Source organism: Psychromonas sp. Urea-02u-13, assembly GCF_002835995.1.
Classification (GTDB): Bacteria; Pseudomonadota; Gammaproteobacteria; order Enterobacterales; family Psychromonadaceae; genus Psychromonas.
On the sequence record NZ_PJBZ01000062.1, the window covers coordinates 18,831 to 40,108 of the forward strand.

At 40.8% G+C, this 21,278-nt stretch carries 15 protein-coding genes; 6 read left to right on the forward strand and 9 right to left on the reverse strand.

Translation table 11 applies throughout. The features are described 5' to 3' along the window. Positions 1 to 331 precede the first annotated feature (331 nt). Positions 332 to 931 (forward strand): GDSL-type esterase/lipase family protein, encoded by a 600-nt coding sequence (locus CXF74_RS11110; RefSeq protein WP_101082514.1) that lies wholly within the window; start codon positions 332 to 334, stop codon positions 929 to 931. 15 nt (positions 932 to 946) lie between these two features. Here CXF74_RS11110 and lolE read toward each other — a convergent pair whose 3' ends face one another. From lolE to CXF74_RS11125, 3 genes are read right to left on the reverse strand one after another with little or no spacing between them, the layout of a single operon-like run. After that, positions 947 to 2,191 (reverse strand): lipoprotein-releasing ABC transporter permease subunit LolE, encoded by a 1,245-nt coding sequence (gene lolE / locus CXF74_RS11115; RefSeq protein ID WP_101082515.1) that lies wholly within the window; start codon positions 2,189 to 2,191, stop codon positions 947 to 949. Then, the gene (lolD, locus tag CXF74_RS11120; protein WP_101082536.1) at positions 2,191 to 2,901 is read right to left on the reverse strand and encodes a lipoprotein-releasing ABC transporter ATP-binding protein LolD; all 711 of its coding nucleotides are present in this window, start codon (positions 2,899 to 2,901) and stop codon (positions 2,191 to 2,193) included. The genes lolE and lolD overlap by 1 nt, the downstream gene beginning before the upstream one ends. 16 nt (positions 2,902 to 2,917) lie before the next feature. After that, positions 2,918 to 4,144 (reverse strand): lipoprotein-releasing ABC transporter permease subunit, encoded by a 1,227-nt coding sequence (locus CXF74_RS11125; protein ID WP_101082537.1) that lies wholly within the window; start codon positions 4,142 to 4,144, stop codon positions 2,918 to 2,920. Positions 4,145 to 4,409: 265 nt separating this feature from the next. On the opposite strand from CXF74_RS11125, the gene CXF74_RS11130 reads away from it, so the two are divergent. Genes CXF74_RS11130 through CXF74_RS11140 form a run of 3 tightly spaced genes read left to right on the forward strand, consistent with a single transcriptional unit; the run spans position 4,410 to position 9,401 of the window. Further along, positions 4,410 to 4,967, forward strand: coding sequence for a PilZ domain-containing protein (locus CXF74_RS11130; protein ID WP_101082516.1), 558 nt, complete (start codon positions 4,410 to 4,412; stop codon positions 4,965 to 4,967). A gap of 32 nt (positions 4,968 to 4,999) precedes the next feature. Next, the gene (gene mfd / locus CXF74_RS11135; RefSeq protein ID WP_101082517.1) at positions 5,000 to 8,482 is read left to right on the forward strand and encodes a transcription-repair coupling factor; all 3,483 of its coding nucleotides are present in this window, start codon (positions 5,000 to 5,002) and stop codon (positions 8,480 to 8,482) included. Positions 8,483 to 8,486: 4 nt separating this feature from the next. After that, positions 8,487 to 9,401, forward strand: a complete 915-nt coding sequence (locus CXF74_RS11140) for a peptidoglycan binding protein CsiV (RefSeq protein WP_101082518.1) — start codon at positions 8,487 to 8,489, stop codon at positions 9,399 to 9,401. 111 nt (positions 9,402 to 9,512) lie between these two features. Here the strand turns inward: CXF74_RS11140 and CXF74_RS11145 are convergent, their stop codons facing one another. The 3 genes from CXF74_RS11145 to rluC are packed head-to-tail and all read right to left on the reverse strand — an operon-like array spanning position 9,513 to position 12,073. Continuing rightward, complete coding sequence (locus CXF74_RS11145; RefSeq protein ID WP_101082519.1) at positions 9,513 to 10,496, reverse strand: glycosyl transferase family protein; 984 nt, start codon at positions 10,494 to 10,496, stop codon at positions 9,513 to 9,515. Next, the gene (locus tag CXF74_RS11150) at positions 10,486 to 11,133 is read right to left on the reverse strand and encodes an HAD-IIIA family hydrolase (RefSeq protein ID WP_101082520.1); all 648 of its coding nucleotides are present in this window, start codon (positions 11,131 to 11,133) and stop codon (positions 10,486 to 10,488) included. Before CXF74_RS11150 ends, CXF74_RS11145 begins: the two co-directional genes overlap by 11 nt. Before the next feature lies 1 nt (position 11,134). Beyond that, on the reverse strand, positions 11,135 to 12,073 hold the full coding sequence (gene rluC, locus CXF74_RS11155) for a 23S rRNA pseudouridine(955/2504/2580) synthase RluC (protein ID WP_101082521.1): 939 nt from the start codon (positions 12,071 to 12,073) through the stop codon (positions 11,135 to 11,137). 696 nt (positions 12,074 to 12,769) lie between these two features. Between rluC and rne the strand changes: the two genes are divergently transcribed. Together rne and trxB are read left to right on the forward strand one after the other, a co-directional pair. Then, positions 12,770 to 15,850, forward strand: coding sequence for a ribonuclease E (gene rne / locus CXF74_RS11160; RefSeq protein ID WP_101082522.1), 3,081 nt, complete (start codon positions 12,770 to 12,772; stop codon positions 15,848 to 15,850). Positions 15,851 to 15,993: 143 nt separating this feature from the next. Then, complete coding sequence (gene trxB / locus CXF74_RS11165; protein ID WP_101082523.1) at positions 15,994 to 16,941, forward strand: thioredoxin-disulfide reductase; 948 nt, start codon at positions 15,994 to 15,996, stop codon at positions 16,939 to 16,941. A 113-nt stretch (positions 16,942 to 17,054) separates the two neighbouring features. Here the strand turns inward: trxB and CXF74_RS11170 are convergent, their stop codons facing one another. From CXF74_RS11170 to CXF74_RS11180, 3 genes are read right to left on the reverse strand one after another with little or no spacing between them, the layout of a single operon-like run. Further along, entirely contained in the window at positions 17,055 to 17,858 is an 804-nt protein-coding gene (locus CXF74_RS11170; protein ID WP_198552837.1) for an ADP-ribosyltransferase, read from the reverse strand. Further along, positions 17,849 to 18,604 (reverse strand): ADP-ribosyltransferase, encoded by a 756-nt coding sequence (locus CXF74_RS11175; RefSeq protein ID WP_101082538.1) that lies wholly within the window; start codon positions 18,602 to 18,604, stop codon positions 17,849 to 17,851. Before CXF74_RS11175 ends, CXF74_RS11170 begins: the two co-directional genes overlap by 10 nt. Position 18,605: 1 nt before the next feature. Further along, complete coding sequence (locus CXF74_RS11180) at positions 18,606 to 21,200, reverse strand: hypothetical protein (RefSeq protein ID WP_101082525.1); 2,595 nt, start codon at positions 21,198 to 21,200, stop codon at positions 18,606 to 18,608. Positions 21,201 to 21,278 lie beyond the last annotated feature (78 nt).

Genomic DNA, 21,278 nt, shown 5'->3' on the forward strand with positions numbered 1-21,278 from the left:
ATTATTAATATTATTAAGCGCACTTTAGGTGCGCTTTTTTGTGCCTATGATTTATATTATACCCGTTACCAATCAAGGTGCTTTGTTCAGTCGCTAGCTCGGGTACCAAGGCAAGACGCAACATGATGACAATGGCTAGCCCTTATCAAATGTTGCAACGCAGAATTGGTTTCCGAGCTAGTGACCCGTAGGGCGAGCGATGAGGCAAACACCTTCGTTGTTAGGAAGTATTGATTGAACCAGTTAGACCTTCAACTTCCAGCCTAAAATCTGTTCACCTCATCACTTGCTGAACTTTGCAACTTGAATGATGACGGGTATAGAGATCTCTATGAACAAACTCTTTGTATTACCTTTATTATACAGCCTATTTGCGTGCTCTGAGGGCCCTAAACTAGATAAGCTAAACCTATCGTCACCGACACTCGCTTTTGGTGATAGCCTGACATTCGGTTACGGGGCACCCACAGAGCACAGTTATCCTGCTGTATTAAGTGAACTCAGCGATTTAACAGTGATTAATGCAGGCATTAATGGTGAGCTTAGTCGCGAAGGTTTGATGCGCTTAGAGGCGTTGTTGGATTTGCATCAGCCACAACTGTTATTACTCTGCCACGGCGCAAACGATATGTTACCGAAGCGAGATTTGACTAAAATGGCGGGTAATCTTGAAGCGATGATCAAACTGGCACAGGAGCGTGATATTCAAGTGTTATTAATTGCCGTGCCACAAACTAACTTATTATTAACCCCGTTAAAACAGTATCAGCAAGTGGCGACAAAAATGAATGTGCCTTTAGATAATGACCTGATATCAGACATTCTTAGTCAACCCGCACTGCACAGTGACATAATTCATCCTAATGCAGCGGGTTATCAAAAAATGGCAGAGAAAATCTACCAAAATTTGATTTCACTTGAGGCGTTTTAAAAACTTAAGCATAATTTAATGAGAATAACCAAGTTCTTGTGCTGGTTGAATGGTACTTGCACGCCATGCTGGATAAATCGTCGCTAAGACACTCATGATGAATGCCGACAGGGTAACAACTAATGCCTGTTGGTAATCTAAATCAGAGGGAAGAAAATCAATAAAGTAAATATCACCCGAGAGCACTTTATGGCCAATCAGTCCTTCTAATAATTTAATCATCGCGGTTAAATTTAATGCCACATAACAACCTGCAATCGCGCCAATAAGACTACCGACTAAGCCATTAAACGCACCTTGGACAATAAAGATAAAACGTAAGCTCCAATTAGATGCCCCCATTGTTTTCAAAATAGCAATGTCACTGCGTTTTTCATTAACCGCCATCACTAAGGTAGAGACGATATTAAAACAAGCTACCGCAACCACCAAAAGTAAAATCACATACATCAGCGACTTAACCATTTGAATATCTTGATAGAGATAACCTTGGCTGGTGATCCAACTTTTTATATAGAGGTAGTCCGTTAAGCTATAACCGACTTCGCGCGCAATACGTTGGGCGTCTAAAATATCATCCACTTTAAATGCAATCGCATTAGCACTGCTTAAGTTTAATATCTCCTGTGCATCTTCGATATGCATAAAACCCAATGTGCTATCGACTTGCCCGCCCATTTCAAAAAGGCCAGCTAGCTTCAACGAGACAACTCTGGGTGCTTTTAGTTTATTACCTTTGCTCGGCTGTGGTAAGAGTAACTTTAACGATTGACCAACGCTCACGCCTAACTGCGTAGCGACATTTTTACCGAGAATAATTTGACGCTCTCCAGGTTGCAATAACGCCCATCCACCTTGCTTGATGTATTGGCCAATATCAGTCACCTGATCTTCTGTTTCTGGCGCGATGGCACGTATCTGCAGTGCCTTCATCTTAGTGTCTTTTTGTAATAATCCACTTAAAGCAATATAAGGCGTCGCGCCGAGTACCTGCGGATTCGCTTTTACCTTGGCTAAGCTACCTTCAATATCGTTAAATGTTCCTTTAACCATTTCTAATTCAGCATGAGGAATAACCGAGAGTAGCTGGTCACGCAGTGCCTTTTCAAAGCCATTCATGGTTGAAAGACCCACAATTAAGACCATCACCCCCAGTGAAATCCCTAAAATGGATGCGATAGAGATAAAAGAAACAAAACTGTTCTTATGTTTGGCGCGGCTATAACGTAAACCAATAAATAAAGATAACGGGCGAAACATTAGTTTTGTCCCTGTAAAATGCCACTGACCATTAACAACTGCCTATCTAGTTTATTGGCTAAATGTTGATCATGTGTCACCACAACAAATGCGGTACCGAGCTCACTGTTCAATGTTTTTATTAATTGATAAATGCTTTCTGCACTGGTGGCATCTAAATTGCCCGTTGGCTCATCAGCTAATACCAATTTAGGATCATTAATTAACGCACGCGCAATAGCAACACGTTGACGCTCACCACCCGAAAGCTCAGAGGGTCTGTGGGTAATGCGGTGTTCAAGTCCAACACGCTGCAACATTTGGGTCGCTTTTAATGTCGCCTGTTTGATTTTCATACCTGCAATCAATAACGGCATCGCTACATTTTCAAGCGCGCTGAATTCAGATAACAAGTGATGAAACTGATAAACAAATCCAAGTTGCTGATTTCGCCACGCGGCTTGTTTTTTATCACTTAACTGATGAATATCTTCTTCGTGGTAACTCACCGTGCCTGTTGAAGGTTTATCTAACGTACCGAGCAAATGTAACAAGGTACTTTTACCTGATCCAGAGCTCCCAACAATCGCTAACAGCTCCCCTTCATTTACCGTTAAATTCACTTGTTCTAATACCGTATTAGTCAATTTTCCATCTTGGTAGGTTTTACCAAGATCAGAACAAGTCAGTAAGGTCTTTGTCGCTGTTTCAGTTTTTGTATCTAATGGCATATCTTGCTGCATAATATTATTCATACCTTAACGCTTCGACGGGGCTGACTTTTCCTGCACGATAAGCGGGATAAAGTGTCGCGAGTAAACTTAAAAACATCGCACCAAACATAATAATGAGTATTTGCGAGGGTTGATGCACAACAGGCAATAAACGTGCGCCTCCCGATGCATTGGCTAATAAATGTAAGCCAAGAAAACTCATCACTTCATTAATATAGGTACTTAATAACAATCCTAAACCGGTGCCAATTAACGCGCCAATAATACCGCTCCAGGCGCCTTGAATAATAAAGATGAGATTTAAGGTGCTGCCGTTTATACCCAGTGTTTTTAAAATGGCGACTTCAGCACTTTTATCGCTGACCACCATCACCGATGATGACAATATATTAAAGGCAGCCACGGCAATAATCAGACACAGCAACAGCCATATCATATTTTTTTCCATTCTGACGGCGGCAAATAACTCACCATGCGTACGTCGCCAATCGGTTATCGTTTCACCTGCGGATAATACCGGCGGTGTCCAACTCAATACATCAAAGGGATCATCAAAGGCAAAACGTAACCCAGTGACTTGATCCTGATTAATACGTATTAAACGAGCGGCATCCTGTGCGTGCATGAGCACTAAGTATTTATCAACATCCGAGCCCACTTCAAATAAACCAGATACAGTAAAGTTACGCTGACTAGGAAGCTGTCCAAGCGGTGTAAAACGTGTACCACGGGCAGAAATAATACGTACCTTATCACCAACACTGACACTTAATGTGCGCGCTAAAGAACTGCCAATAATAATGTTATAAGAGCGTGAGGTTAAATCGTCCAAACGACCGGAATAAATGTTTGATGCGATTATCTCACTGGCATAATACTCAGGGTAGATACCTTCAAAAGTAATACCTTGCAGATGCTTCGCGCTTTGTATGATGGCTTCGCTGGTAACAACAGGCTCGACACTTTTTACTTTCTCAATCGTCAAAAGTGGGGCTAGTTTTTCTTGCCAATGATTAATGGTTTGAGTGTCATTACTCAAGACCGCCTGCGGCACGGCACCCAAAATACGTGATTTCAATTCACCTTCAAAGCCGTTCATCACAGACAAAACAGTGATCAGAGCTAGCACACCAAGGGTAATACCCCCTGTGGAGAAGAGAGAAACAAAGGAGACAAATTTGTTATTACGTTTGGACTTTGTATAACGTAAACCAATAAATAAGCTGAGTGGGTAAAACATAAAGGTCCTGTTTTTATTACATTTATTTTTATTAATCTGCATTCTAATGTATCTTTATACTGGTTACCAACCCCGATATTAAAATCAGGCTATTGTGAGTACGAGGGATATTGCAATTGCCCTTCTGAAAAAACGTGTCAATTGTACATTATACGTAGAAGGGAAAGTCGCATTTATACCCATGTCACCTCAAGATGCTTTGCTGACTTTGCATTTTGAAGCTGCCTGGCTATATACAATATCATCTCAGGAATTAGGATTAATCATGTCAAATAATCAATACTTTATCGTCGAACATCAGCTTAGCCTTAATGTTGAGGTACTCGGCAGTGATCAATTAATTCCCGATGAAGCCAATTTCGAATCTGAAATTCCTGCCCCCTTTCGTATGGCCAGCGACTTAGCGAACATTGACTCTCACAGTTTACAGCCACTTAAATTAAACAACGAAACGACTCAAGCACTGTGGGGTTATTTACAGGCACAAAACCTGAAGATTAATACCCTGTTATCTTATGTATTAAGCCAACAAGATAATAAAGACTTCCATTTTCAAAGTACCTCTTTTAGTGCTGGCGCGTGTTACCTAAAACAACAGGCCACGCCTTTTAGCCTGGATCAGAACGTACGCCTTAAGATTTTTATTCCAGAAGAGTCTGCTGCGATTTACTGCTATGCGCAGGTAACTGCGATTAACGATGACATTGTTGAACTCCACTACCAACAAATTCGCGAAGAAGATAGAGAGTTATTAATTCGTGCCACGCTTCATGTTCAATCAAAGCAACTAAAAGCACGTGCTCAGCAACGTACTTCACTGTAACAATTTAAAAAATAAGATAAAAAGATAATAAAATGAAAAATAATCTGCTTTTAAACATCCCTGCGCTAAAAAACAAAAATGACCGACTCGTTCTGGCTAACCTTCAAGGTAGTAGCCTTGCATTAACCATTAGTGAATGTGCTAAGCAACAAAAAGCGCCTCTTATTCTTATTACCAGCGATACCCCAAGCGCATTAAAGCTACGCCAAGAACTCAGTTACTTTGTTGATGATGAGATTGAACTCATTAGTTTCCCAGATTGGGAAACATTACCTTATGACCATTTTTCACCGCATCAAGATATCATCTCAACAAGAATCGAAACCCTCTTTAAATTGCCTTCTATAAAGCAAGGTATTTTGATTGTTCCTATTAGTACCTTGTTATTACGACTTGCACCCAAAAGTTATTTAAAACAGCATACCTTGATCATTAAAAGTGGCCAGGTCATCGAATTACAAACATTACGGGCTGATTTAGAAGAAGCGGGTTATTACGCCGTTGATCAAGTAATGGACCACGGTGAGTTTTGCGCCAGAGGCTCAATACTGGATATTTTCCCAATGGGCAGTGACAGCCCTTACCGTCTGGACTTTTTTGATGACGAAATTGATTCAATTCGTCCGTTTAATAGTGAAAGTCAGCGTTCATTAAGCGCGATTGATGAAATAAAATTATTACCTGCCCACGAGTTTGCAACGGACAGTGAAGCCATCAAACGCTTCAAAACCAAGTTTTCAGAAAAATTTACCTCATCGCTTTCAACCAGTAAAGACTCAATCTTTAGTGAAATAACACAATATAATTTACCCGCGGGTATTGAGTATTATTTACCGCTGTTTTTTGAGCAAACAACGACGCTTTTTGATTACCTGCCGAGTAATGCAAAATTAGCGATTGTTGGTGATATCAATCAAGCCACATTGGATTTTTGGCAGACGTTAGAAACACGTTATAACGATCGTAGTATCGATTTACTGCGCCCATTATTAACACCCAATGAGTTATACCTACGTCATGAACAATGTTTCGAGAAAATAAATCAGTGGCCACGTTATTATCTACAGCCAACGCCTTTATCAAGTGACAAAGCAGGCCGATTAAACTTTGATATCTCGCTAATTGATAACATACAAGTTGAGCATAAAAAGAAACAGCCGCTAGCAGGTATCGAAGAGTTTATTCGCGACTTTACCGGGAAAGTACTGTTTAGTGTGCAATCTGCGGGTCGTAAAGAATCTTTAGTTGAATTACTCGCACCACTGAAATTAACCTTACCAGAATTCAAAAACATCGATGATTTTAACAAATCAAAATCGAAACTTGGTATCACTATCAGCCAAGTTGAAAACAGTTTTATCATCAGTGAAAGTAATTTTGCGTTTATCACCGAAAATGAATTACTCGGTTTTAAAGTAACGCAAAGCCGACGCCGCAGTGAAAGCACCGATGAAAACTACAGTAGCGATAACCTCGTTGCCAATTTAGCGGAATTAAAAGTAGGACAACCTGTTGTCCATATCGATTACGGTGTGGGACGTTATTTGGGATTACAAACCATTGAAACAGCGGGAAACCTTACCGAATTTTTCACACTTGAATACTTACGTGGTGATAAACTTTATGTGCCAGTGAGCGCTTTACACCTTATCAGTCGTTACAGTGGCCACGATGTTGATAACGCACCACTGAGTAAACTGGGTACAGAAACATGGCAGAAAGCTAAAAAACGGGCTGCAGAAAAAGTCCGTGATGTAGCCGCCGAGTTATTAGAAGTGTATGCACAGCGTGCCGCTAAAATAGGTCATAGCTACAAACTGAATAAAAACAATTACGCATTGTTTAAGAATGACTTCCCTTTTGAAGAAACACACGACCAAGCACTGTCTATTAACGCGGTTATTAGTAATATGTGCTCAACACAACCAATGGATAGATTAGTCTGTGGTGATGTAGGTTTTGGTAAAACAGAAGTGGCAATGCGCGCCGCCTTTTTAGCAACAGACAATACCCGCCAAGTGGCATTACTCGTACCAACGACCTTACTTGCACAGCAACATGTTGAAAACTTTAAAGATAGGTTTGCCAACTGGCCAGTGCGTATTGAAGTACTGTCACGTTTTAAAACCGCCAAAGAGCAGAAACAAATTTTAGCGGATACCGAAGCGGGCAAAGTCGATATTTTAATTGGCACGCACAAACTATTAAGCACATCCCTTAAGTTTGCCGATTTAGGCTTACTGATCATCGATGAAGAACATCGCTTTGGTGTTCGCCAAAAAGAAAAAATTAAAGCCCTACGCGCTCAAATTGATATTCTGACATTAACCGCAACACCTATTCCACGTACCTTAAATATGTCCATGAATGGCATGCGTGATCTGTCTATTATCGCGACTCCGCCGGCGAAACGCTTAGCAGTAAAAACCTTTGTTCAACAAAAAACAGATCAAATAGTCAGTGATGCCATCACACGTGAAATTATGCGTGGTGGTCAAGTTTACTTTTTACATAACAATGTACAAACCATTGAAAAAGCAGCTGAAGACATTCAAACCTTATTGCCACAAGCCAAAGTATCAGTTGCACATGGACAGATGAATGAACATCAACTTGAAAAAGTGATGAGTGACTTTTATCACCAGCGTCAAAATGTATTAGTGTGTACCACGATTATAGAAACCGGTATCGATATCCCTAGCGCCAATACTATTCTTATTAACCGTGCGGATCATTTGGGTTTAGCGCAGTTACATCAACTGCGTGGCCGTGTTGGTCGTTCGCACCACCAAGCTTATGCTTATTTACTGACACCGCCTAAAAAACTCATGACTAAAGATGCTCAAAAACGTCTGCAAGCAATAGAATCATTAGATACCTTAGGCGCCGGTTTCACACTAGCAACGCACGATTTAGAAATTCGTGGTGCAGGTGAACTATTAGGTGATGATCAATCAGGTCAAATTTCAAGTATTGGTTATAACCTCTATATGGAAATGTTAAATCAAGCGGTTACGGCACTACAAAGTGGACGAGAGCCAAGCCTTGAACATCTGTTATCAAGTCAGGCAGAAGTCGAACTACGTATTCCAGCATTAATTCCGAGTGATTATATTCATGATGTGAATTTACGTTTATCTCTGTATAAACGCATTGCCAACAGCAAAGATAAACACGCATTAAAAGAGCTACAAGTTGAGATGATCGACCGATTTGGTTTACTGCCAGCAGCGGCCAAAAACCTGATTCAAGTCACCGAAGTTAAACAGCGCTGTACACCGCTTGGCATTAAGCGACTTGAAGCACATGCCAATGGTGGTAACGTACAATTTACAGACAATACCCCCGTAGATCCGATGTTCCTCGTTTCTTTACTGCAAAAACAAGGAAATACCTTTAAACTAGACGGACCTACGAAGCTCAAGTTTAGCGCGGATCTAGAAGATAGCCGCACGCGTATAAATTGGATCACGCAATTACTTAATAGTTTTAAAGATCATTTAATAAAAGGATAAGACGTTGAATTACAGAACATTAGTCGCATTATTTTTAAGTGTTTTCACACTTTCAGTACATGCAGAGCAACGCTGGTTCGAAGTAGAGCTATTAGTATTTGAACGTAATACAGATATTCAAGACCTCAAAGAGCACCTTTCATCACAGGAAATCGAGGTTAATACTGAAAATAGCATTAGTTTATTAGCGCCGATTAAAACAAGCACCTGTGTGCAAGGTGAGCCGTGTTTATCTAAACGTAATCCGACCGTGATCAATGGCTCTGTATTTGATTCGCAAGGTAACAGTTTTAGACGTTTAGATAGCTCGCACTTACAGCTAACCAAGCAACGTGAAAAATTAGAAAAACACGCAAGTTTTAACCCGGTTTTTCATATGGCTTGGCGCATGCCGGTTAAAGGCCCTCAGGCATCAAAACCGATTCATTTCTTTGCCGGTGAAAACCTTGCGCTTAATATCCAAAAACGTCAGCAAGCACTGAAAAATGAAAATCAGCCAGAGACTCTAGCAAAAGATGACGCTGTTACAACAGACAATACTGAAGTGCTTAATGATGACGCCACTGAAATATTAATGCCTGCTGTACTCAAAGACAAATGGGCAATTGACGGTAACTTTAAAGTGTATTTAAATCATTATCTTTACATTGATAGTCAGCTAATTATCCGTAAAGAAGTGACTGAAGATGTGGTTATGCCAGAAGAAGTGGTTGAGTTAATTGATGATGAAAACGGCGTGCAGATTGCAACACAAGGTGAAGCCGTCACTGACAATGCGACGGTAAAAAACATTGAACAACAGACAGTCATCAAAGAGATATTGTTTGATCAAAACCGCCGTTTACGCAGTGAAGAAGTACATTACCTTGATCATCCTTTAATAGGCATCATTGTGCAAATTCGTAAGATTCCTAAATAGTCATTGCTTAAAAAGGTAATGGTTTAATATTTTATAGCGATATTTGAAAATTAAGACCAAAAAAAACGATGCTTATAGCATCGTTTTTTTATGTCTACAGAATGATAAAAATTAAGCGTCTCGGTTACGTTGCAACCAATACTGCTCAGCTAACAACAAGCAATCGCTTTGTGATTTAGCCGGTTCAAACTGCTTTAAGACAACAGCAATAGTACAAATTACCGCAGCATCACCATAAGTATCTTGTGTTTCACCTTGCCAAACCTTTTTAAGGTACTCAGCAGACACTTCAGTATGTGCGCCACTTGCCTCATTTAAGAAAGTGGGCCATTCCTGTTCAAAATACGTCGTTTTACCTGCAATAGTTTGCACGCCACAAATATCAGTACTCACACGTGGGTTTATTTCGCTTTCGCCACCCTCGCCTTTAAAGGCGATCATGTTTGTTTCCGATGTTAATAGAGCAGCTTGTGCATGTAGTTTTTCATAGCTTTTATGAAAAACGCCATGAATCGCATAAGGTGCTTGTGTTGGATTTAAACTACGTGCAACCGTATTCAGTGGCGTACGTAAGCCAACTTTTTCACGCAGATCAAGCAATGGTAGAAGCTCAGGGCAATAGCTTTCTAACGGTAAATAACAAATGTTAAATTCATCAAGATATTGCTTAGCTTGTTCTGGTGTATGAGCAAGTTTAATACCCAATGATGGACATGCTGTTTCAACTTGGTATTTGATGGCATCTACTGCGTTGTATCCATGTAAAACAATACGTGTACCTTGCGCTGCTAATACTTTAGCCGCTAAGATAAGCCAAGGTGGCTGACGCTTTTTACCCGCAAAACAAGGCCAATCTAAATCTGCGTTTAAAGATTTCCATTGTGGATTAATACGCTCACGTAACGCTTCTATATAACCCGCTGCTTCTTCATTAGTTTCACAACGTACACGTTGCAACATCAGTAACACAGCAAGTTGTAATAACTCAGCGTCACCCTTTAGGTATGAAGATAAAGCATCATAGGCTTCAGTTTGGGTTAACGAACGGCGGCCTTTTTCGCCACGACCGGTTAATTTTATATATTCACTGAACATGCAGTGCAAACTCCTTCGGTAAATCATCAACAATGGCAAGGGGGTTAAATTGCTTTAAAACGTTTTTGCTGTGCACGCCATAAGATACGCCTAAACAATCCATGTTGGCGTTGTTGGCCATTTCTAAGTCGTAACTGGTATCCCCGATCATCAATGCTTGTGAGGCATCGAGACCAAGGTCATCTAAAATACGATTAAGCATGAGGGGGTCGGGTTTAGAGGCGGTTTGATCAGCGCAATAAGTAACAGCAAAAAACGATGTTAATTGAAATTTTTCTAACAGTCGGTTCAGGCCATGATGGCCCTTACCCGTTGCAACAGCTAACATATAACCCTGCTCTTTTAAGTCATTTAACCATGACCTAATACCAGGGTAAAAAGGTGTTTCATATTGATCAGAGCTAACATATTGATGGCGATAAGCGTTGGCCACCTCAATCTGTTGATCTACTGTCGTCTCAGGGAAAAGCTCAGCCATGGCGATATCTAAACTTAAACCAATAATATGACGGATAGCGGGTGTTGAAGGAGGCATCAACTGACAATCTTCGGCGGCTGCTTTTACACAGGCGACGATTTTATCAATTGAATCCATCAAGGTGCCATCCCAATCAAATATGATCACTTTGTATTTCATATTAACTCTTCTGTAGTTTTTCCAACAAGTCAGACAAAGGCTGACAAAGAGGTGAACTGACAGTCATCTTTTCTTCCAAAACAGGATGGAAAAAAGTGATGTGTGCTGCATGTAAAAACAGACGTTGTAAACCTAGCTTTTTCATTTCAGCACTAAATTCTTTATCGCCGTAACGATCATCGCCTGCGATGTTGTGGCCTTTACAAGCGGTATGCACACGAATTTGATGCGTACGCCCAGTAACAGGAGAGGCTTCAACTAAAGTAGCACCTTGATAACGTTGCATAATTTTGAAACGTGTTTCAGAAGCTTTACCTTCAATGCTGACTTTAACCACTGAATTTTGTGAATCTTTAAGCAGAGGTTCAGTCACTGCGCGATCTTTTTTATCCCACTTGCCCTTTACTAAAGCGAGATATTGTTTGTTCATGGTTTTATTACGTAATTGCTCATGCAATGCACGTAACATACTGCGTTTTTTAGCGATCAACAAACAACCAGAAGTGGCTTTATCAAGTCGATGCGCCAGTTCTAAAAAACGAGCGTCTGGGCGTAAGGCACGTAAGCCTTCAATCGCACCAAAATCTAACCCACTGCCGCCGTGTACGGCAAGTCCAGAAGGTTTATTAAGAATGAGTAAGGCATCGTCTTCATAGACAATACGAGATTCGAGTTGTGCAATCGCATTCAATTTAGGGGAAGGTAAGGCATTTTCTGCGGCCACTCGCACAGGTGGGATACGCACAATATCCCCCTCTTTGAGCTTATAATCAGGTTTTATACGTTTTTTATTAACACGTACCTCGCCTTTACGCACGATCCGGTAGATCATGCTTTTAGGCACACCTTTTAAATGTAGACGAAGAAAATTATCGATTCGTTGCTGTGCATTTTCTTGAGAAATCTCAAGCATGCGTACTAAGTGATTTATTTGTTCCATTTAATGAGTTTATCACGTGTTGAAACGATATTCCCCTGTTACCTGAACATGCTTTATTGAGTGTCAATACACGTACTAAAACAAGGCGATTAATGATGATTTTTTGAGCGGAAACATCATCAAAAGTCGCGTTATTAAGTCAGACATCACTATTTCCCCTCTTCTGTGTTATTACTTTTACTATCAAAGTAACGACTAGCCAGCCTAGTTGTATAAAAAACACGCGAAGCCTGTCAGGCAAGGTGATACAACAATAATCACTTAGTAAAACTGGGTGAATTATCAACACGCATCATTGATTTATTACACAGTATTTTCTCAGCTTGTGCGCTGACTTCGCATTTTCAGCGTTGATGGGGACATATCTAAAAATTTATATTGGCGTGACACATAATTAATGAGAGAATTAGCAGGTTATCGACTCGTTAAAATTTAATTGCACCCTCATTTGTATAAAGTTGCAATCTTAACTCGTAGTTGAAACATTAAAATAATGAAAAATAGAATGTTGCGCCCTTTTAATCGTTAATAACAAAAGACTTATTTAAGTCTGTATTAATGAAAGCTGTTTTTACTTTTTAATGCACCTCTGCATACTTCCAGTCGAGAGACTGCAAAACCAGACCCGAGGTCAAGTAAAAACAATGTATAGCCAACAACCAAAAACATAAAAATATTTATAATAAAGAGCTTAAAATGAAAAGAATGTTAATTAATGCAACTCAAGCAGAAGAGTTGCGTGTTGCCCTCGTAGATGGTCAACAACTGTATGATCTAGATATCGAAAGCCCAGGCCACGAACAGAAAAAAGCAAACATCTACAAAGGTAAAATTACCCGCGTTGAACCAAGCCTTGAAGCCGCATTCGTTGATTACGGTGCAGACCGTCACGGTTTCCTACCATTAAAAGAAATTGCACGTACTTACTTCCCAGCTGGATACTCTTTCAAAGGTCGTCCAAACATCAAAGAAGTGATCAAGGAAGGACAAGAAGTTATTGTTCAAATTGAAAAAGAAGAACGTGGTAATAAAGGTGCTGCTTTAACTACATTTGTGAGTCTTGCAGGTAGTTACTTAGTATTGATGCCAAACAACCCACGTGCTGGCGGTATTTCTCGTCGCATCGAAGGTGATGAACGTACAGAACTTAAAGAAGCATTAAGCCACCTTAAATTACCAAACGGTATGGGCTTAATCGTACGTACTGCGGGTGTTGGTAAAACATCTGAAGAGCTAGAATGGGATTTAAATGTTCTTGTAAACCATTGGCAAGCAATCTCAGAAGCGTCAGAAACAAAATCTGCGCCCTTCCTTATTCACCGTGAAAGTAACGTTATTGTTCGTTCTATCCGTGATTATTTACGCCGTGACATTGGTGAAATTGTTATTGATCACGCGAAAACATTCGAGCAAGCAAAAAGCCACATCGAAATGGTTCGCCCAGATTACGTTAACCGCTTAAAACTGTACCAAGGTGAAATTCCACTTTTCACTCACTACCAAGTTGAAAGCCAAATTGAATCAGCTTTCCAACGTGAAGTACGTCTTCCTTCTGGTGGTTCAATTGTTATCGACCCTACAGAAGCATTAACGTCTATCGATATTAACTCGGCACGTGCTACACGCGGCGGCGATATCGAAGAAACTGCGTTTAATACTAACCTTGAAGCAGCTGAAGAAATTGCTCGCCAATTACGTTTACGTGATTTAGGTGGCCTAGTTGTTATCGATTTTATCGACATGACACCTGCGCGTCATCAACGTGAAGTTGAAAACCGCATGCGTGAATCTGTTCGTCAAGATAGAGCGCGTATCCAACTTGGACGTATCTCTCGTTTTGGTTTAATGGAAATGTCACGCCAACGTATTCGCCCTTCATTAGGTGAATCGGCTTCACGCGTATGTCCTCGCTGTCATGGCCAAGGTACTATTCGTGATAACGAATCGTTAGCACTTGCAATTTTACGCCTGATTGAAGAAGAAGGTCTAAAAGAAAACACAGTACAAATTCAAGCAACAGTACCAGTAGCCGTGGCTGCTTACCTGTTAAATGAAAAACGTGGTGATGTTGCTCAAATTGAAAAACGTCATAACTGTGAAGTTTACATTATTCCAAATGCAAACTTATTAACACCGCATTTTGAAATCAAACGTACACGTAAAGATGGCAAAGAAGACATCAACTACGATGCGCTTGAAAAGCAACATACTGTTTATGTACCTAATGTTGTTAAAGACGAATACAAAAAAGAAGCTGATCCTGTATTAAGCGGTTTCTCAAGCCCGAACAAAGCAACAGCAACAGCGAAAGTTCAAGAGCAACCAGCTAAAAAAGTAGAAGAAAACCAAGCAGTGGTTAAACCTTCACTATTTGGTCGTTTATTTGCAGCTATCGGTTCATTCTTTAGTGATGAAGAAGAACAGCCAAAAGAGCAACCTGCGGAGAAAAAAGTAGAGGAAGCAACACGTCCTCGCAATAACAACCGCAACCGTAACAATAACAACCGCAACCGTAATAATAACAGCCGTAATCGTAAACCTGAAAATCGCGATGAAAGCCGTAATGAAGTACGTAGCGAAGTTCAAGAAGATAAAAAACCAACTGAGCGTGCAACTAACGAGCGTCGTAATACACGTAAAGAAACACCACGCCCAGTTAAACAAGAACGTGAACAAACGGTAACTGAAAAAGAAGAAGTTGTTGCTGTACGCCGTAAACGCAGAAATATGCGTAAAAAAGTGCGTATTGAAAACAAACCTGATGTGACTGTTGAAGACGCTGTTGTTAGCGAAGAGACTGCTGTAGTAGAAACGCCAGTACAAGAGAAAAAGCCGACTCGTCGTAAACCTGCTCCTAAAAAAGTAAACAAGGTTGAACAATCTGATTCAGAAACTGAAGCAGAAGTAGATGCAGCTTCAACTGAAGAGTATTCTCCTGTTGCAATTCCTGGTCGTCGCTCTCGTTACCTTCGTGGTAATGGTCAACGTAAAGACAAGCAAAGCAATGATCAAGTAACGACTGAACAAACAGCAGATCCTGTTATCAGCCGTTACCCTGAGTCAGAGCAAGCTGTTGAAGCGCCGATTGCTAACGAAATTAGCGATATCCAAGTTAATACTGATACGCATCAAGTAGCAGAACAGCTTAAAGAAAGTGTAAGCAGTGAAGAAATTAAAGAGGCAACTCAAATTCTTCCTGAGCAGCAAGCACCTGTTGTTGAAGCGCCTGTTGTTGAAGCACCTGTTGCAGTAGCACCTGTTGTTGAAGCGCCTGTTGCAGAAGCACCTGTTGTTGAAGCACCTGTTGTTGAAACGCCTGTTGTTGAAGCACCTGTTGTTGAAGCACCTGTTGTTGAAGCACCTGTTGTTGAAGCACCTGTTGTTGAAGCACCTGTTGTTGAAGCGCCTGTTGTTGAAGCGCCTGTTGTTGAAGCACCGGTTGTTGAAGCACCGGTTGTTGAAGCACCGGTTGTTGAAGCGCCTGTTGTTGAAGCACCGGTTGTTGAAGCACCGGTTGTTGCAGCACCTGTTGCTGAACCAATCGTACAAGCTAAAGCAGACGTTAAGGTTTCTCATAAAGCCGTTGGTACTGTAACGCAAGCACGTGTTGCCCGTTCAGTAACCGTTAAAACAGTGAGTGAGCCACTTGATCTAACACGTGAGCTAACAATCGTTGCAGCGACTGAACGTGGCGCAATTGCTAAGTCAGCGCAACAAGCGGGTAGTAGTTTTGCTACAAACCAAGCAAGCAGTGTGACAGTTAAAACATCACTTTAAATCATTAATCGGCAAAGCCTATTAATTCAAACGGATATTTCATTGAAATATCCGTTTTTTTTTACTGTTTTTTTTACCTAAGCCGCTTATTATACAACGATAATTATTCAGCGATTAATAGCATTAATTTTTAAGGAAATTCCATGAGCGAAGTACAACACCACAAATTGATTATCATTGGTTCAGGACCAGCAGGTTACACAGCAGCAGTTTATGCAGCGCGTGCGAATTTAAACCCTGTTATTTTAACGGGCATTCAGCCTGGTGGACAATTAACAACAACAACTGAAGTTGAAAACTGGCCGGGTGGCGCAGCGGATATGACAGGTCCTGGTTTAATGGCTGATATGAAAGCACACGTTGAACGTTTTGATGCTGAAATTATCGTTGACCATATCAATGAAGTTGATCTTGCTAAACGCCCTTTCACGCTTAAAGGTGATAAAACGTATACTTGTGATGCACTAATCATCGCAACAGGTGCTTCAGCACAGTACTTAGGTCTACCGTCTGAAGACGCGTTTAAAGGCCGTGGTGTTTCTGCTTGTGCAACTTGTGATGGATTTTTCTACCGTAACCAAGAAGTGGCTGTTGTTGGTGGTGGTAATACTGCTGTTGAAGAAGCACTTTACCTGTCAAACATCGCAGCAAAAGTTCACTTGATTCACCGCCGCACAGGTTTCCGTTCTGAGAAAATTCTATTAGACCGTTTAAACGAAAAAGTTAAAAACGGCAATATCATTTTACATACAGATCGTACACTTGATGAAGTATTAGGTGATGAAATGGGCGTAACTGGTTTACGTTTAAAAGACACATTGTCTGATAAAACAGAAGAGTTACCAGTAATGGGTGTGTTCATCGCAATCGGTCACAAACCAAATACAGACCTATTCACAGGTCAATTAGACATGAATCACGGTTACCTTAAAGTGCAAACTGGTAGCGTGGGTAATGCAACACAAACAACTATCGAAGGTGTATTTGCAGCCGGTGATGTGAGCGATCATATTTATCGTCAAGCGATTACTTCTGCAGGAACGGGTTGTATGGCAGCACTAGATGCTGAGCGTTTCTTAGATAATCAATAATATAGATATCGCTGGTAGTGATTAGCTTTCAGTAAAATCTAAAAAAGGAGCCTGTAGGCTCCTTTTTTTTGCCTGATTTTCAGTGAATCAGTTAAAATATTTAACTGATAATATTACCAGCAGGCCAATGAAGAGCGTGAACGTAGTGCAACTTCATCCCCGCTGAAACTATCATAAATGTTAACTCTTGGGTCCGCTTGAAGATGACGAGCAGGATTTTTCACCTCCTTTAACTTGATAAAGTTTTTCTCAGCCGATAGCCTCTCAATTGCTTGTACCTGGAAGTAAGTATCAGGTTTTACAAGCACTTCTGCTTCTTGAGCCTTAAACGTATAATTATTAATGGCACGACCTGATGATTTCAAATCAATTTTAAATTGCGCAGCAGACACATCTTGATAGACACCGGCAGCAGAAAAATTTCGAGCGACATTAGAGTTTGTACTGGTAGATAAAAAAGCTTTCTCATGCACAATATCACCGACCTTTATCTTGTTTAACAAATCATTTTTTATTGATGAACCACGATAAACAGTGCCTTTGTAATTAGGTAATTTATTTAGCGCCTTACGTAAATTTCCTACTTTCTTTTTAACCGCCTCGTACATCCACGGTACCAGGAAATCCGTTGGTTCACCCGCTCTTACAAATTCATTCATCACATCATGGTCAACGCGGCCATAATCTTTCATCGCATTGTATTCGCTAGCAAGTAATTTTTTTTCTGCATTAATATGATTGGCAGCAACCCAATCCATTAAATTATCAGCAATTATCTCCTCCTGATCAAAACTTAAACTTCTGCCTTTAAACTCAGAAAAATCTTCCGCTTGTAATGAAAAGGACATAAACATGAAAAGGACAATTAACATAGTTTTAAACATTCGTATATTTCCTAAAAAGTTGATTAATGGCAAAACACCTGTTGCCAACGAGAAACAGGTAAACGTTCACCTGAATATAAATTAAATAGGCGATCACTGCCGGCGCTTACCGCACGGGGTGATACCGTTTCTAGAGCGATATAATGAGCAGCCGATCCTTTTTCTATCGCAGTTACTTTAAAGTAACTGCTTGGAGCAATAACCACTTCCGCCTCTGCGCTGTAATCAGAAAGAGAAGCAATTGAAAAACTGCGCCTATTGGTTTTAATTTTAAACAGGGTGCGAGCGAGTCTATTACCTGAATTAGGTGGTGCAATAGTAAAGCCCCTAGCGACTTCAGGAATGATAGAAGTAGACAAGAAACCAGATTCGTAGACAATATCGCCAATTTCTAACTGCTCGATCATCGCCTTACTGGTCCACGTACCTCGGTATGTTGTCCCCTTATAAACAGGCATCTTGTTCAAGCCAGATTTCAATGTGCGCACAAAAGCTTTGGTTTCTTCACCCGATTGCCCCCAGGTTTTAGTTTCTGACGCATGTAAATACTGATTAGCCATGCGATAACCTGAGATAGAAAAATCCTCCAACGCTTCCATTTCTGTATGGGTGATTAACCTTCTTTTCCAACTGGCATTACTTTTCGACCACAGCTTAAAATCAGCAGCCACTTCGTCTATCACCATCTTAGGCCGAGTGGGTTGTTTCAGAGCATCGAAAGGTAGCGCCAATGCAAAAGTCGACAAACACCATAGCGTCAGGATAGTTAACCGCTTCATGTTATAAAACACTGAGATCATTCGCCGTGCTCAAGCGACACTCAATGCCCAGTTCAGCTTGTTTCATCATCGCCCAGCGAATCGTGGCTTGGCTCATTAATTGCTGACGCGTTAAATTATCTAACCAATCAGAAATGGGCGATAACCAATAAAGAGACTCATCGGCGGCAACATTGACTAAGGCCTCTTTAAGCGGACTAAAATTGAGTGTGCAGGTTGAATTTAACGCACTGTTAAGCGTCTGATTTGCAGAGACTAGCTGGGTTATTTTTTGCCCTAAAACAGATGTGGGGTTATATAAAGCCGTGATTGCATTATTCAAACGTGCATCGTAATTATCAGGGATTAAATCAGACACTAAGTAGCGCAGAATATAAGCGGGTAGCATCTCAGAAAATAGCACCGATGATTCATCCATACCGGCAGAAGTGCGCCCAAGCGTGGTATTCTGAGCGTGTACAATGGCGGCGTAACGATGTAAATCGCCCACCTGAGAAATCAACCACCCCGCCTCTTTCTCTTTGCCTAATTCAATGGCTTCAAGCAAACGTGCTTTAACGATACTTTTGGCTAAAGGGAGCATATGGCCAGATAAATTAGTCACATCAATTGGCGCATCCTGTAAGGCTGTTGCGATTAGAGGCGCATATTTTTGTAAATCAAAACTGCCAGGATAGGCATAACTATAAAACTGCGTAGCTTGCTTTGCTTTCCATTCACTTTCTAAAGCAGGCGCAATTAATTGATCCAATTTTGCAAGACGCTGACGATGAACATTTGCACCGCGGCCACTATAATTAGCTAACCAAGCTGCAATATCAGAAAGTGATGAGTTGCGTGACAAGTTTTCTCTGGCTAAATAGGATTTAGCCCAACCTGCACATTGAATTTCACTTGTACATTCACTGCCTAACTGATTTCGTGCATCAAATAACCAACGATACACATTTGCTTTAATTTCTCGCCCCTGAACAATATTCTTTTGCTGTTGTGAGAAATCAATAATTTGCTGTTCAAGCCACTGCTCTTCATTCTCTGCATGCCAGCCCTCATTGATTAATGTATTTAGCGCACTATTAAACACAGCATAATAAGTTTCACGTAATGGCATTTTAATTTTATTAATAATGTCATCTTGTGAAGGCTCAAATCGACGCGTTTCAGCGGGAACACGAGTATGTACCAAGCAACCACGAAAGTTAGGATCACCCGCTAATATGCCAAAACTTGAACAACGACGATAACTGTCTTGCAACACAATCACCTTGGAGCGTAGTTCGCTCGCTGTAGCGGGTCGATAAAGCACACTGCGCGCCATTTCATCAACTGCATAACGATTGGCTTGCTCTTTGAAAAAATTATGTGCCGTGCTGACGGAACCAGAATCAAAGAGGTTATTAATCAGCGCTAAGCCATCACTTCTCATCGCATCCTGTAACTTGCTATTTATAATGCGAATATGATTATCAGCGGTTTCAGCTATCATCTTTTTGGCATTCAACGTACGAGTATAAAGCTGTTTTAACGCGGCTTGATTAAGGTTTACTTGTCGGTCGTTACGTATGTCATCAAGTATTACAACAGCCTGATTCAGCACAGTTTGCTGGCACTGCTGCAACGCTGATAATGTATTCTTTGCAATTCGTGCGCTAGGGGTTTCGGGTGGGCGTTGATTATTGCCTGCTGACTCAGGATATAACGCGAATAACGCATCACTTTCAGCCTTACAAATAGACGTGATATCTGAGGAAAACAGACGTGTATTATCTTTATTAATCGCTAACTGAAAATGAATGCTTTTCTGTCGCTCTTGATCAACAGCACTAAGTAACTCATTGGTGATAATGGTTTGCGCTTTAACCACTTCTTGGTAATGAAGCTGATATTTTAACGCGACATCTGAAGCATAGTTTTTAACAATATATTCCAGAGTTTGATGCTGTTTATTGGCAAGCTCAGCCCAGTGTTTTTTATCTCTTAAGTCTTGCTGAGAGACAATATCGTCATGAATCGTAAAGCTATAATGATTCCCTGCCGCCATGTTATCCCAGCGCTGACTGAGAATATAACGGTCTATTTGGCGCTCCGGTAATTTTAAAACACCAAACCAATCAACCAATTCCATCACAGTTGCAAAACGGTCGTAGGAAGTACGAGATTCATCTTGGAAGGTTTCGGCGACATCCTGTGCCCAAAAACCAACAGCAACAGCATCTCCCACCGGACCTAAGGCTTCAAGCACAACACTGCCCACTCGAGCAGTTGTACGACCAATCGTTGTTAGTAAACGCGTCGCCTCTTCCGCTTCTAATACAAACGCTCCAGAGGGACCGGTTCCAACTAGTGACGCAGTTTGAGCGTAAACGTCAGCAGCCTCACTTAGGCTAGGTTTTAGGCTTGAGAAGTGATCAGGTACTGCAGGAAAAAGATCTTCAGGAAGAATGTCGTCACTAAACGCGCGGTAATTATTTTCACTTAAATGATCGAATGATTGTTTATTAAGGATATTAAGATCGTCTCCTACCTGGCAAATCCCTAAAGCCGATGCCCCCGTTGAAAGCAAAGACGAAACAAGCATCAAATTGGTTAGTTTCATATGTATTTTTCTTATATGTTAAGAGGAAAAACACCTAAAGAGCCCAGCAATAATAACCACTGAGTTCAGTAGGTGAGA